Annotated in this window: 15 protein-coding genes; 6 read left to right on the top strand and 9 right to left on the bottom strand. The window is 46.1% G+C overall.

From position 1 onward, the window contains the following. The first annotated feature begins 218 nt into the window (after nt 1–218). Entirely contained in the window at nt 219–1,331 is a 1,113-nt protein-coding gene (gene lptF, locus FJD32_RS16115; protein ID WP_037415652.1) for an LPS export ABC transporter permease LptF, read from the top strand. Next, the gene (gene lptG, locus FJD32_RS16110) at nt 1,328–2,386 is read left to right on the top strand and encodes an LPS export ABC transporter permease LptG (protein WP_037425424.1); all 1,059 of its coding nucleotides are present in this window, start codon (nt 1,328–1,330) and stop codon (nt 2,384–2,386) included. The genes lptF and lptG overlap by 4 nt, the downstream gene beginning before the upstream one ends. Nucleotides 2,387–2,477: 91 nt before the next feature. Here the strand turns inward: lptG and FJD32_RS16105 are convergent, their stop codons facing one another. The 5 genes from FJD32_RS16105 to FJD32_RS16085 form a co-directional block, all read right to left on the bottom strand. Further along, the gene (locus FJD32_RS16105) at nt 2,478–2,987 is read right to left on the bottom strand and encodes an RDD family protein (protein ID WP_069454493.1); all 510 of its coding nucleotides are present in this window, start codon (nt 2,985–2,987) and stop codon (nt 2,478–2,480) included. A 39-nt stretch (nt 2,988–3,026) separates the two neighbouring features. Then, on the bottom strand, nt 3,027–3,284 hold the full coding sequence (locus tag FJD32_RS16100; protein ID WP_011071581.1) for a DUF2960 domain-containing protein: 258 nt from the start codon (nt 3,282–3,284) through the stop codon (nt 3,027–3,029). Between the two features lie 38 nt (nt 3,285–3,322). Next, on the bottom strand, nt 3,323–3,673 hold the full coding sequence (locus FJD32_RS16095) for a DMT family protein (RefSeq protein WP_037415674.1): 351 nt from the start codon (nt 3,671–3,673) through the stop codon (nt 3,323–3,325). Then, the gene (locus FJD32_RS16090; RefSeq protein WP_088585887.1) at nt 3,673–4,167 is read right to left on the bottom strand and encodes a GNAT family N-acetyltransferase; all 495 of its coding nucleotides are present in this window, start codon (nt 4,165–4,167) and stop codon (nt 3,673–3,675) included. The genes FJD32_RS16095 and FJD32_RS16090 overlap by 1 nt, the downstream gene beginning before the upstream one ends. Before the next feature lie 160 nt (nt 4,168–4,327). After that, a complete protein-coding gene (locus tag FJD32_RS16085; RefSeq protein ID WP_181159807.1) occupies nt 4,328–5,833 on the bottom strand; it encodes a carboxypeptidase M32 in 1,506 nt (501 codons plus the stop codon). Nucleotides 5,834–6,113: 280 nt separating this feature from the next. On the opposite strand from FJD32_RS16085, the gene FJD32_RS16080 reads away from it, so the two are divergent. The 4 genes from FJD32_RS16080 (at nt 6,114) to FJD32_RS16065 (ending at nt 9,718) form a co-directional block, all read left to right on the top strand. Next, on the top strand, nt 6,114–6,749 hold the full coding sequence (locus FJD32_RS16080; protein ID WP_088585885.1) for a YqiJ family protein: 636 nt from the start codon (nt 6,114–6,116) through the stop codon (nt 6,747–6,749). Between the two features lie 33 nt (nt 6,750–6,782). Then, entirely contained in the window at nt 6,783–8,561 is a 1,779-nt protein-coding gene (locus FJD32_RS16075; RefSeq protein ID WP_088585884.1) for a flotillin domain-containing protein, read from the top strand. A gap of 160 nt (nt 8,562–8,721) precedes the next feature. After that, a complete protein-coding gene (locus tag FJD32_RS16070; RefSeq protein ID WP_037425433.1) occupies nt 8,722–9,282 on the top strand; it encodes a DJ-1/PfpI family protein in 561 nt (186 codons plus the stop codon). Between the two features lie 127 nt (nt 9,283–9,409). Next, the gene (locus FJD32_RS16065) at nt 9,410–9,718 is read left to right on the top strand and encodes a ribbon-helix-helix domain-containing protein (RefSeq protein WP_037416089.1); all 309 of its coding nucleotides are present in this window, start codon (nt 9,410–9,412) and stop codon (nt 9,716–9,718) included. 109 nt (nt 9,719–9,827) lie between these two features. Here the strand turns inward: FJD32_RS16065 and FJD32_RS16060 are convergent, their stop codons facing one another. From FJD32_RS16060 to FJD32_RS16045, 4 genes are all read right to left on the bottom strand, one after another. After that, nucleotides 9,828–10,577, bottom strand: coding sequence for a transporter substrate-binding domain-containing protein (locus FJD32_RS16060; protein WP_037415702.1), 750 nt, complete (start codon nt 10,575–10,577; stop codon nt 9,828–9,830). A 118-nt stretch (nt 10,578–10,695) separates the two neighbouring features. Next, entirely contained in the window at nt 10,696–11,331 is a 636-nt protein-coding gene (locus tag FJD32_RS16055; RefSeq protein ID WP_037425436.1) for a DUF2913 family protein, read from the bottom strand. 134 nt (nt 11,332–11,465) lie between these two features. Further along, the gene (locus FJD32_RS16050) at nt 11,466–12,110 is read right to left on the bottom strand and encodes a peroxiredoxin-like family protein (RefSeq protein ID WP_037415710.1); all 645 of its coding nucleotides are present in this window, start codon (nt 12,108–12,110) and stop codon (nt 11,466–11,468) included. A gap of 337 nt (nt 12,111–12,447) precedes the next feature. After that, nucleotides 12,448–13,749, bottom strand: a complete 1,302-nt coding sequence (locus FJD32_RS16045) for a DEAD/DEAH box helicase (protein ID WP_037415712.1) — start codon at nt 13,747–13,749, stop codon at nt 12,448–12,450. Between the last annotated feature and the right edge of the window lie 152 nt (nt 13,750–13,901).

The raw sequence follows: 13,901 nt of genomic DNA, 5'->3' as shown, positions 1-13,901 counted from the left end.
TATTGGATAATGTCTGCTTGTCCCGAAAAGGGCCTAAGTTATTACTCCAAAGGTGATTTATTCTCGGCACTTGAGTCACGTTTTTGTGAAAAAGCCGTGACATTTAATGTAAGCCAGGAACCCCTGAAGTTGGTCAGAAAACTACCAAAAGTAAACAGTTTACATGAAAGTTAGTCTGTTACCAGCAAAAAGATAAGTTTAGAGACCGGATCCTACCTGTGATTGTATTTAGATACCTTATTCGAGAAGTTTTAAAGGCGCAAATTGCGGTACTTTTTGTACTGTTAACTATTTTTATTAGCCAGCATTTCGTGCGCATATTAGCCGACGCCTCAGACGGTGAATTTCCCGCTTCTCTCATCGCCACCTTGATAGGCCTTAATTTACCCTATCTGGTTGTTCTGGTTTTACCTTTAAGCTTATTCCTTGGGATATTAATGGCCCATGGTCGCATGTATGCCGAGAATGAAATGGTCATTCTGCACGGTGTTGGTGTGAGTGAATGGTATGTTACCCGAGTTACTTTGATTCTCGCCGTTATTAACATGTTGTTTACTGGATATTTATCCCTTTATGTTGCGCCTTGGGCGGAGGAGCAACAAAACCAAGTGCTGGAGAAAGCACAATCTGAAGCAGGCCTTGCCGCGCTCGTGCAAGGGCGTTTTCAGGCCAGCCCCAATGGCCGTGCGGTACTGTTTGTCGAACGCATTGGCAAGGATAATGAGCTTGAAAAAGTATTTGTGGCCCAACTCCCCGATCCAAATGACGAAATTGGCTTGACTAACGTCGTTGTTGCCAAGGGGGGGCGCGTTAATGAAGATCAAAATGGCTCACAGCAGTTACAACTCAATGATGGGGTGCGTTATCAGGGCAGCCCACAACAAAAAGACTACCAAATGATTGAATTTGGTGGCTATAAGATGCAAATCAAAGAACAACAGGTTGATGAACGTCGCCGTAAACTTTCAGCTTTACCGCTGGCAGACTTGATGAAAGTAGAAGGTTCTGAAGCCGTTGCTGAGTTTCATTGGCGTCTAGCAATTCCGTTGGCGATTCCTATTATGACCTTAATTGCAGTACCTTTGGCTCGGGTCAATGTGCGACAAGGCAAGTTCGCCAAAATGCTCCCCGCTGTTCTCTTGTACCTAGGTTATTTTGGTCTGATGGTTGCGGGTCGTAAAGCGCTGCAAGATGGCGTTATTCCTCAGTATTTAGGCATGTGGTGGATCCATTTGTCGGCACTGATAATGGGGATTTTACTGCTCGGTAAAGACAGGCCCCTATTTGCCCGTTTATCAGCGGCAATGGCGCGTAAAAAGGTGGCTGCATGAAGATTTTAGACCTTTATATCGCCCGAGTTTTATTAAGCACCTCGGCGTTATGTTTACTGGTGCTGACAGGTTTGTCGGGCATTATTAAGTGGGTAGACCAACTGCGCTTAGTGGGCCGCGGCACTTACACTATGATGGACGCGGGGATTTATGTGCTATTCCTTGTGCCCCGCGATATTGAAATGTTTTTTCCGATGGCCGTGCTGTTAGGTGCCTTGATCGGTATGGGGATGTTAGCCTCTAATTCGGAGCTTGTCGTCATGCAAGCATCGGGCATGTCGCGTTTGCAGATCACGCTATCGGCGATGAAAACTGCCGTGCCGCTGATGCTGATGGTAATGGCATTGGGTGAGTGGGGCGCCCCAATTGCGGAGCAAAAGGCTAATGAACTTCAGGCCATCAAGCTCTCCGGTGGCAGTTTGATTAAATCTCACCGAGGTATTTGGGCAAAGGATGGTGATTTGTTCGTGAATATTGGTGAAGTTGCGGATATCGATAAGCTCAATAATATCACTTTATATAAGTTTAACAGTGAGTTAAAGCTCACCAATGTCGTGCATGCTAAAAGTGCATTGTTCAGTAAAGACAGCTGGCATCTCTCGGATGTTAAGCGTACCGATTTAAGCTATGACGAAGTGAAACTTGAGCATTTAGATGAAGATATTTGGCGCTCAAGTTTAACGCCTGACAAGCTCAGTGTGGTATCTGTTAAGCCTGAGGCTTTATCGATACGCGGCTTAATGGGATACTTAGAGTATCTTAATAGCAATAGCCAAGACCCAAGTCGTTACGAATTAGCCCTTTGGCGCAAGGTGATGCAGCCTGTTACCGTAGGGGTGATGATGCTGGTGGCGTTATCCTTTGTATTTGGACCGTTGCGGACAGTGACTATGGGGGCGCGGGTGTTACTCGGTGTGGTTGCTGGATTTAGTTTTTATATCAGTAATGAGATATTTGGCCCCATGAGTATTGTTTATGAACTACCTGCGTATGTCGGGGCGATGGCGCCAAGTCTACTATTTACGGGTATTGCCTTTTACTTTATCCGGCGGTGATAAACGCGGGTAATAAAAAAACGACGCCATGGCGTCGTTTTTTATTGGGACAATTTTATAAGCGACTAACAGTGAGATTTAACTGCTAAATTTAAGCGCCATGCCAATTACGCATTTGGTTAGCTTCTTTGGATAACACAACTACTTCAGAACGGGTCATCATATCCTGCAGTGCGAGTTTATCGTCGTTGATAAGCACCCACAGATTACCAATGCCGAGTAATGACCAGACGATGCGTGCATAGGCGGTGATAAGGCTTAGATTTTGGCCGTTTGGGTGCTGGATCTTAAGGCGCCAGGCGCGCATTCCGAGGGTTTGGCCGCCCTTACTCCAAAATAGCGCATAGAAAGTGCCTACACAGAGCGCTAACCAAAGTTGATAAATCCCATGGTAAATCGGTGTGCCATTGAGGGCGTCGGACACATGCTCAAAGCCATTCATGCTAACGAGGCCAGAGGCTGTGAGTCCAAAAAAAATACCAAAGCCAATAGCGCCCGAAAACATATATACGGCTACCGCTAGCAGTAGGTCATAGATCATTGCCCCTAGGCGGCGAAAGAATCCGGCGCGGGGAAAGTTGGCATGTTCAGCATTTAACATCGGCGATCCTAATTCTAAATGGATAAATGACGATAAGGTTTAGGCTTCGGGTTCTTCATCACGTACAAAGTGGATATTGCTAAACCCAAAGCGAGCAAATTCGACTTTGCGATAATCTTTTTCAGCCTTGGCGCCTTTGCGTGAGGTCATGGCAATTTGTTGCTCCATCGCCAGAAACTTGGTTAAGTCTATACCTTCGGCCTCCGCTACGGCCTCGTATAAATCGTGGTGTTTAGCATAACTAAAGGCAATGGTTTTCGTCTCACCTTTGAAGGTGTAAGTCACTTGACGCGCCATGGATATCTCCTGAAATAAGTCCTGAAATGGTTCTGAAATTAATTAAATTCGCTTCTAAAAATAAAATACACCGCACCGAGGATGCACAGACCCGCCCAGAGATAATCGAGTTTCAGTGGTTCCTTCATGTAGAAGTAGGCGAAGGGCACAAACAAGCTTAAGGTAATGACTTCCTGTAGGATTTTTAATTGTCCGACATTCATCACTGTGTAGCCGATACGGTTAGCCGGCACTTGCAGTAGGTATTCAAACAGGGCGATGCCCCAACTGACCAAGGCAGCGATAATCCAAGGCTTTGAGCCTAAGGACTTTAAATGTCCGTACCAAGCAAAGGTCATAAAAATATTGCTAAGACAGAGTAAACCGATAGTCGTCAGGGTTGGATTCATCATTCTTCTCGATGATTAAGTTTATAAATCATGTACATGGCATCATCAGTGTAGCTACTAAGGCATTTCTCTATGGCTTTAGGTTTAAAGCCCATTTTGCGCCAATAGCTATCAGCGCCTTGCACTGCCACTAAGGAGAGGGAGCTCAAGTTAAAGCGATCGGCAAGCTGCTTTAGACGCATTAAGGCTTTAGACCCCGCGCCTAAACCTTGAGCCTTTGCCGATATCGCAATATCGTGCAGATACAAAGTATCGGCCTTAGGTAAATGGGTGATTGGCTCATAAAGTGCGGGAGGCATATTGGTGGTCCAAGGATGAGCAAGACAATAGCCCACCACTGTGTCATTTACCTCAAATACAAAACAGGATTGAGGTGATACGTGCCACTTGCTTTGCAATACATGCAGGGGTTCAGGATCCAGTTGAGAATAACATTCCTCCTGGATCTGTAAAATAGCATCCCAATCCTGTGGGGTGATTGCACGCAGTAACATGGTCGACCTTTTTCCGTCCAAAAGCAGTTTGAATAAATAAGTCCGGGATTATATACCCAAATCGCAGCAAAAGCTTTGAAACTCCGATAGTGATGCGATTGCGCCAAGTCTAAGCGCTAGAGTGTTATTGCCAACGCTTTATGACCTAGCGCTATTGCATTTAGCCCAAATAGCGTTGAGTTAAATGCTTAGCCAGATATTGACTGTTTAACGGCTCGCCCGTGGCTTGAATGATGAGTTCATCCGTTGTCAGTAATGAGCCTTTGGACCAAATATGCTTGCCAAGCCAGTCAAATACTTGGGATAACTGACCGTTATCGATAAGGTTTTCAATAGGGCCTAAACTTCGCTCCATTGCAAAACGGCACTGAGCAGCATACATGGCGCCTAGGGTATAGCTAGGGAAATAGCCAAGTTCACCGACTGCCCAATGGATATCCTGCATACACCCATCGCGATAGTTACCATCGGTATTGATCCCGAGCAGTTGTTGCATCTGGCTTGACCAAAAGTCGGGTAGGTCATCCACACTCAAGCTACCGTCGATAAAGGCTTTTTCGGCTTCAAAGCGTAATAAAATATGGCAAGGATAGGTGACTTCATCGGCATCGACGCGGATAAGCCCTGGATTGACGCGGGTGTAGTGTCTTGCCAAGTCTTGGGCGCTGAAATCGCAGCCGAAGTGCTGTTTAATCAGTGGCTGCAATTGCCGTAAAAACGCGGGATTGGCACCGAGCTGCATTTCACAAAATAAGCTTTGGCTCTCATGGACGCCCATGGAACGAGCCAGTCCTGCGGGTTGACCGCGCCATTGTTTCGGTAAACCCTGTTCATAACGGGCGTGGCCAGTTTCATGCACTATGCCCATGATAGCACTACTAAAATCGGCTTGGTTATAACGCGTCGTGATGCGCACATCACTCGGTACACCGCCGCAGAATGGGTGGCTACTGATATCGAGCCTGCCATGGTTAAAATCAAATCCTAAATACGCCATCACATCGAGGCCAAGGGCTTGCTGCGCCTTGATATCGAAGGGGCCGTTAAGCTTAAGTGTTGGCTCACCGGCTTGTTTTTCGAGTACATTTTGGATGAGCGTGGGGAGCCAAGTTTTTAAATTACCAAAGGTTTGCTCAAGCTTTGCGGTAGCCATGCCAGGCTCAAATTTATCGAGCAGGGCATCATAGGGGGAAATATTTTGCGCTTGGGCGCGGATTAAAGCTTCTTCCCTCGCAAGGGCGATTATCGCCTTAAGATTAGGTTTAAAGCCTTGCCAATCATTGTTTTTACGTTGCTCACGCCAGGCATTTTCACACTGATAGGCCATCTTGGTTTTGGCTTGAACCAGCTCACCAGGCACTAGAGTCGCCTGTTGATACTGATATTGCATTTCCCTTAGGTTGGCGTGTTGTTCTGAGGTAAGCGCTTCTTGCGCGGCAAGAGCGAGATTTTCAGCAAGGTGAGGGGACGTTTTAAGGGTATGGATATGCAATGCGAGTTCGGCCATGGCATCGCCACGCTCACTGCCGCCGCCCAAGGGCATCATTGCTGCCTGATCCCAATCACCTAGCGCACTAAAATGTTCAAAATGTGAAATTTTCTGGAAATGCGCCGTAAGTTTATCGTAACTTTGCGTAGGTTGTTTGGTGTTCATAGCGGTATCCATAGACTCAATCTTAAGGTGCGGTCGTTATCTATTAGCACGAAAAATAACAATAACAGCATGATAATATCATGCAGTCAAAAGCACACTAGACCCCTAAAGGGAGGACGTGAACATTATTGACCATAACGGCTCACGCCATTATGGCGTAATGGGGAGTTATTCAAATCTGCTTTAGGATAAATTTTTGTTTGGAAACTAAGCTTGCCTTGCTATGCTGTCACTCGTAAGTTGATAATTACAGTGAAGTAAATGGACTGCTGTATCGTTCAAGGAGATGACTATGTGGGCGTTTTTAGTTGAACAGCCTAACCTACCTTACACTATTGCCTTCGCCTGTGTGCTTGTCCTTGGTGTTTTTGAAGCCTTATCACTCGTCATAGGATTAAGTATGATGAGCGCCTTAGACCAGTGGGTGCCTGCTGATGTTGAGTATGATGCTGATATTGGTGGTAGCGGACTCACAGGGATTGCTGGCTGGCTTTGTCTCAATCGTTTGCCGCTGCTTATCTGGTTTGTGCTGGCACTAACCAGTTTTGCCATTGCAGGCTATCTCGTTAATTACATTAGCTTAATAGTCTCGGCTACCTTGCTGCCGCAACTATTTACCTTACCTATCGCCGTAGTCGGCAGTGCATTGTCTTGTCGCTATCTTGGCCGAGTGCTGGCTGATTTGCTCCCCAAAAATGAATCTACCGCCATCTCCCTTGATGACTTAAGCGGTTATGTCGGCACTATCACCTTAGGCTGCGCCATTAAAGGCATGCCATCGGAAGCGGTTGTTCGCGATAAACATCAACAAAAACATTATGTATTAGTCGAGCCTGAAACTTCAGGTATCGAGTTTGCTAGTGGTACTCAAGTGGTGCTGCTTAAAAGAGAGGGAAGAGTCTGGTCTGCGACTCGCTTTGATAATTAATTTTCCAAAGCTATTAATGAAGAAGGAAAGCAAATGGATGTGTTAAACGAAGTCACCAGTTCGAGCAATTTTATATTGTTGGTTGCCGCAATGGTATTGATTGGCCTGATTGTGATTGGTCTGATTTTCGCCAAGTTATACAAACGGGCAACGAAGGAAATGGCCTTTGTGCGTACTGGTTTTGGTGGTGAAAAAATCATTAAAGACGGTGGTGCAATCGTCTTGCCCGTGCTGCATGAAACCATCGCCGTAAACATGAATACCCTGCGTATCGAAGTGGAAAAAACTCAAAAAGATGCACTGATCACCAAAGATCGTATGCGGGTTGATGTTAAAGCAGACTTTTATTTGCGGGTGGCACCTAATGCTGATGGCATTTCGATGGCGGCACAAACCTTAGGTACCCGTACCACGCGGGTGGAAGAGCTGAAAAAGCTGATGGAATCTAAGTTTGTCGACGTGTTGCGTGCCGTTGCTGCCGAGATGACTATGACTGAGATGCACGAGCAGCGAGCCGATTTTGTACAACGGGTGCAGAACAACGTTGCGAACGATTTAGAGAAAAACGGTTTAGAACTTGAATCAGTTTCCTTGACGGGATTTGACCAAACCGACTTGCAGTTTTTCAATGAAAACAACGCATTCGACGCAGAAGGTCGCGCGCGTCTAGCTAAAATCATTGAAGAAAAGCGTAAAGAAACCAACGATATTCAGCAGGAAAACCGCATTAAGATTGAGCAGCGTAACTTAGAGGCTGAAAAAGAATCGCTGGAGATTGAAAAGTCGGAAGAAGAAGCACGTCTTATCCAGCAACAGTCACTCGAATTTAAGCGCGCCGAGCAAAAAGCTGAAATTATTAAGCAAAAAGAAAACAAGGCGCGTGAAGAACGTGAAGCCGAAATTGCCAAAGAACGTGCAATCGAAACCGCGGAAATTGAAAAGACCAAAGATATTGAAACCCGCGAGATTGAAAAACGTAAATCTATCGAACAGGCGCGTATTCAACAGCAACGTGATATCGAAGTCGCCGAGCAGGAAAAACACATCGCGGTAGCCGCGAAGTCGGAAGAAGAGTCGGCCGCCCGTGCCCGCGCAGCAGAAGCGGAAAAATTGAAAGTGGAGAAAGAAGAAGCGGTAATTACAGCGCGCCAAATAGCCGAAGCCAATCGTCGCAAAGAAATTGAAGTGATTGATGCCCGTAAGGAAGCGGAGCGCGATGCTGTTGGTGTGACTGTGCAAGCTGAAGCCGAGAAACGTGCCGCGGAAGACAGATCGAGTGCGATTTTGATTGAAGCGCGTGCCAGTGCCGATGCGAAAAAACTGCAAGCCGAGGCGGATGAAAAAGTCTATGCCGTTGAAGCGGCAGGTAAACAAGCTCTGTACGAAGCCGAAAACGTGCTGCGTGATGAGCAGATTGCGCTGCAAAAATCCCTTGCGATCTTAAAAGCCTTGCCAGAAATTGTTGCTCAAGCGGTTAAACCATTGGAAAACATCGAAGGTATTAAAATTCTTCAAGGTTATGGTGTTGCTCATCAATTTGCTACGGGTGGTGATGGTTCCGCCATCAACCAAGGTGGTATCGCTGAACAAGTGACTAGCGCAGCCTTAAACTATCGCGCCAATGCGCCAGTTGTCGATGCCATGCTACGTGAATTAGGCTTAGTCCAAGCGGATTCTGGTACTTTGAACGATCTGCTCAATGGCAATAATGCACTGACGACCGAGGCCTTAAATGTGGTGAAATCGGCCAACACTGGGCTGAATGGTTATAGTCAGCAACAGGCCATGATTGAACCAAAGATAAATAATTAAGAGTGGTCAATCACCAAAGACTAAAGCGCCTACGGGCGCTTTTTTATGCCTGAAACGGCTGTATCGATTTGTAGTATTCCACTATTACCCTAAATTTAATGGTCGGAGTAGAGTGAAATCCGCTGTTGCGTTTTCCCTTATCGAATAAAAGGAGTTTCTCATGGCCAATATTTTGATCATCGCCGGTGATTTTGTTGAAGATTACGAGTTAATGGTGCCGTTCCAAGCCCTGCAAATGGTGGGTCACAATGTAACGGTTGTTTGTCCCGATAAAGTGGCGGGGCAAACCATTAAAACGGCAATTCATGACTTTGAAGGCGACCAAACCTATACCGAAAAACCAGGACACTTATTTGCCTTAAATGGCAATTTTGCCGGTTCGAACGCGCGTGATTTTGATGCGCTGTTGCTTCCAGGTGGTAGGGCGCCAGAGTATTTACGCCTAAACCCTGCGGTGATTGCCTTGGTGGCTGAATTTGCCGCCCAAGATAAACCGATTGCGGCTATTTGCCATGGCGCGCAGTTACTCACGGCGGCCAATGTGGTTCGCGGTAAAAAAGTGTCAGCCTATCCCGCTTGCGCGCCCGAGGTGAAACAAGCTGGCGCCGAATATTGTGATATTGAAGTCACTGCGGCAATTACCGATGGCAAATTAGTTACCGCGCCCGCATGGCCAGCGCATCCTGCATGGTTGGCGCAGTTTAACAAGTTATTGAATTAGCGATACTCATCCTGTGTAATTTATGGCATAACAGTTCGGGTAGAGGCTTAAGTTGAGTATTCTCTGGGAACTTAAGTAAGGCGCAATGGCTGGAGCAAAGCGCAATAGCTGCTTGGGGAGTAATATTGTGTGTGAAATCTATTCCGGTGCCGAACCTGAACTGTTTGAACTCAAAACCCGCTCCATTCGCATCGATGGTGTGGTGACGAGCGTGCGCCTCGAGGCGATTTTTTGGCAGATTATTGAAGAGATTGCCGAAGATGCCGAGCTGAGTGTCGCGGTATTTTTAACCCGTATTTACCGAGAGGTGTTAACTCGCCACGGAGAAGTGGCTAACTTTGCTTCTTTATTGCGGGTCGCCTGCACAACCCATCTTAATCAGGGGCAGCGTTTGGTGTTAAAACCTAAGGTTGCACTAAACGCGAAATCCTCTTGAATATCCATTGCATCTTTGCGATTTGAAAAGACTAAAGTTGCCGCATACTTGCCGCGTTATTGCAGAGCCATTTTCTTGTGAGTACTTGGAAACATGAGCTTTTATCGATTTAGCTTGCGAAGGCTTGGGTATATTTGTTGATAATCTGCTCTACTTTTCCATTGGCTTTTAGCTGCGCTATTGCGTGATTGAGCGCAGGTAGTAGAGCAGCATGCTCTTTCCGTAGCCTTAGCACCAGTACGCCATCAGAATGCACCGCGGCTAATCCAACGGGGATCTTAAGCTTGTTTGACCAATATAAGGCGGGATAGTTACCCGAGATAATGGCCGTGATGCGGTGTTTATCTAATGCCTTAATCAACTCTTGTTCAGAGGTAAAATCGACACGGATAAACTCCTTGTCGTCATGGTACAAATATCCCCTGACGGTACCGATTTGCTTGCCTTTAATTCCAGTGATTTCTTTAAAGGATTCAACATTTTCGGGTCTGGTCACTACGTACTCAGTGATAGGCATGATGGGATCGGATTTCACGAATAAGGGACCAAAATCTTGGTTTTCAAACCAACTGGGGCTAACCACATCAAAATCTAATTGACCCGTTTCAAGGGCGTTGTTCGTCCGTTTGGGCGGCAAGGACAGATTTTCTCCCTCAATATTCGCTAAGGATAAAATCTGCGGAATTAATTCAGAAATTATTCCCGGAGCATCGGGTTGATTGGCAATAAAATACGGATACCAAGAATATGAGCCAGTAATGTTGTACTTGAGTTGTTCTGCATAGGACTGAGGGGCAAACAAAATCAGTAATAAAACGCCTTTAACGAGGCAACGATAGAGAATACTTCCTTTACCCATCGAGTCCTTCACTCCTTGGTTGATCGAGCTTAGTGGTTACTACGCTACATTGTATTCTTTCGTTGTGAAAAAATGGTTATCTGTGGCGCAGTTTACCTATTCAAGCAGTTTTCAGCCGTTAAGCCAACAGTTGGCACAATGCAGGTTGCTGATTGTGAGGATAAATTCGATAGGTCTTATGGTGTTTGATAAGACTCGTTTTCTTATTGCCCTGGCTTATCAACAAACCATGGGAGAGGGCGATTTGAGTCAACTGTTGCTCATCGGCACGGACATATAAGTTGATGGGTTTGATGAGCTGATTATCTTGAATATGCTGGGTAAATTCTTTTACATCAATGACTAAGCTCGATTGGCCATCGCCGTCTAGCTTCAGTTTCGTATTAATTTCTGTATCGGTAAACACTAACCACTCGCGCTCAGTCAACTCGGCAATCATAGCGTTTAACGCCGTACCTAACTCCACGTGCGAGTTTTCAACGCTCTGATATTGATGAACAATTCTTTCCAATAACCGCTTAAGTTCGGCGCCAGCACCTTGGCTGCGAGCCATACGGATCCACGTGGTCAGATCCTCGGCAACCAATTTTGAAAAGCGTTTTTCCTTCAGGGCCTCAACCATCCAGTTGCATAAAAAATGGCTTTCCTGTGCGGGTGTGCGTTGGGCTTTTTTGGCTTGAGCTGAAGTGGTTAAATCGGTAAGCCCCGCCAGTGCGAGTTCGAGTATGGCTTGATTATAGGTTTGAGAATTCATTGTGGCTCCGCCGCGGGCTAAAGGGATTGATCTGATTAAATTGGGGCGATATTTATTGCGGCGGAGCTAGTTTAGCAAAGCAGTCGCTAAATCGATAACGATTCTTAGCGGCTGCTTGGGTGGGATATGGATTATTATGGCGCACCGACGAGGCTAGCCGCCGTCAGAATCAACTTAGGCGCAGGTCTCACCTTGTAGTTGGGATTCACATATTGGAAATGGATTAATCCTTGAGTATCAGCAATATAAATTGCCGGTACTGGCAGGACTAATCTTTTATCGCCTTCGGGCGTTGTCCAAAGTGGATTATCCAGTTTTAAGCGGCTCAGGTAAGTCTCAGTAACTTGCTTGCTGGTATAAAAGGCAAGCCCAAAGGCTTGCGATGCAAGCATTTTTTCATCTGAAAGTAATAAGTATTTCAGCTCATTTTTCGCCGCCGAGGCTTTTAACAGTGCTGGAGTATCGGGTGATATACCCACTAATTGAAAACCCATTTCAATGAGTTTTGGCTCGATCGCTTTTAATTGTCCCATTTGGTTGTTGCAAAACGGGCACCAGCCGCCACGGTAAAAGAAGAAAATCGTTGGTTTTTGTGCCGTTAATTTGGCTAAATCAACATTTTGGCCATTCATGTCTTGCAAAGTGATTGCGGGGATTTGCTCGCCATTGAGTAGTGGGCTAACCGAATATTCATCTTTGGCGATAGGTTGAGCGAGCGTGCTAAAACTGCCGAGCAGTAGGCTTATGGTCAGTAAAAAGCGCTGTAGTGTGGACTGCATTAGAGCATATCTCCTTGTCATTAGTTTTTGTTTCAATTAAATATTCTGCTGTTAACGGTAAACCGTTATTAGCCTGTGTGCTTGGGTGGACTGAGCATGGGTAGTAAACGTAGAAATAAGAACGGCGAGATGCGAAATTTATTGCAGTATTTGTCGTTATTTATTGGGTTTGTTAATCAGTGCTATCACTCGGATATTGCAATAAGAACAAGATGTCCGCAAATCACTCTGAGTCAGATAGGTTTTAAATGGTAATAAAAAAGCGTCCGTTTAAGGACGCTTTAACATTATTATTAGTGTATTAAATTAGCGCGTTAAGATAGTTATCAACACAACATTATTTGAGTTTTTTGCCTTTGCTTGGGGCTTGACCAACTTTCATTTTCACGCGGCGGCCCTGCATGCTTTTTTCGGCGATGATCTGCTCGCTGACGTTGTCGAGTCGCTGTTGTTTTTTGGCAAAACTGCGACGGGTTTGCAGCTGTTTTAACAACAACTCACGGCTACCGACCTCATATCCTGGAACGGTAATGCGGCGAATTTTTTGGCCGATTAGCTTTTCAATATCCGCTAGGGTGCGCTCTTCTTCACGGCTCACAAATGAAATCGCCACGCCACTTTTACCTGCACGACCTGTTCGGCCGATACGGTGAACATAGTCTTCGGCAAGGAAGGGTAAGTCGAAGTTGACCACATACTCAAGGCTGGGAATATCTAAACCGCGGGCGGCCACTTCGGTCGCCACTAGCACACGTACTTTACCGGATACAAATTCGCGCAGCGCACGGCGACGGCTACCTTGGGCTTTTTCACCGTGGACGACTTCAGAGGGAATACCATCTAAATTTAATTCTTTAACCAGAGTATCCGCTGCATCGCGGGTCGCGGTAAACACTAACACTTGTTGCCAGTTTTTCTTACCAATCAACTCCGATAATAGCTCGCGTTTACGACGCTGCTCTACCGGATACACCACTTGGCTAACGGTATCTGCGGTGGTGTTTTGTTTATCGGCGCTGATCACTTGGGGTTTGACCATCATCTCGTTAGCCAGTTTTTTCACTGCGCTGGAGAAGGTGGCTGAAAACAGTAGGTTTTGACGCTTCTTATTGACCGCTTGAAGAATTTTTTGAATGTCGGCACTAAAGCCCATATCCAGCATGCGATCGGCTTCATCGAGCACTAAAAAGTCAACGCTGGACAGACTTAAGTTACAGGCGGTAAGGTGCTCAAGTAAACGGCCAGGGGTCGCGACAATAATATCGGCACCGCGTTTTAACTTTTGCGCTTGAGTCTCAACTTTTACGCCACCGTAGATCGTTAATACGCTGAAATTTAAATACTTGCTGTAGGCTTCAACGTTTTCTGCTACTTGGGCGGCAAGTTCGCGAGTCGGAGTGAGGATTAATACCCGCGTGTTAGATTTTAAGGTTTCACTTGGGTTTTCAACCATTTTTTGTAGTATCGGCAGTGCGAAGGCGGCGGTTTTACCTGTGCCGGTTTGCGCGCTGGCGAGCACATCTTGGCCGCGGCGGATGGCTGGGATCGCTTGCTGCTGAATCGGTGTCATTTTTTGATAACCGCAATCTGAGATAGCGCGTAAAATCTCGGGGCAAAAACTAAAAGATTCAAATCTCATTTTGGATTCCTGTCATTCACTCATTCAATCATTCAAGCGCCTTACCCTATTACAGACACTTTTACAGCAAAGTATTCTGCCATGGGCGAACGTTAACGCACTTGTTTGTGCCTTTCTAACGCTTAGCGGTCAGAAAAATGGCGGGCGCGGAG

Origin of the sequence: Shewanella sp. LC6 (genome assembly GCF_006385735.2) — a bacterium.
In the GTDB taxonomy this organism is placed as follows: domain Bacteria; phylum Pseudomonadota; class Gammaproteobacteria; order Enterobacterales; family Shewanellaceae; genus Shewanella; species Shewanella xiamenensis.
The sequence above is the reverse complement of the archived record's forward strand: the minus strand, read 5'-3'. Positions and strand labels throughout refer to the sequence as shown.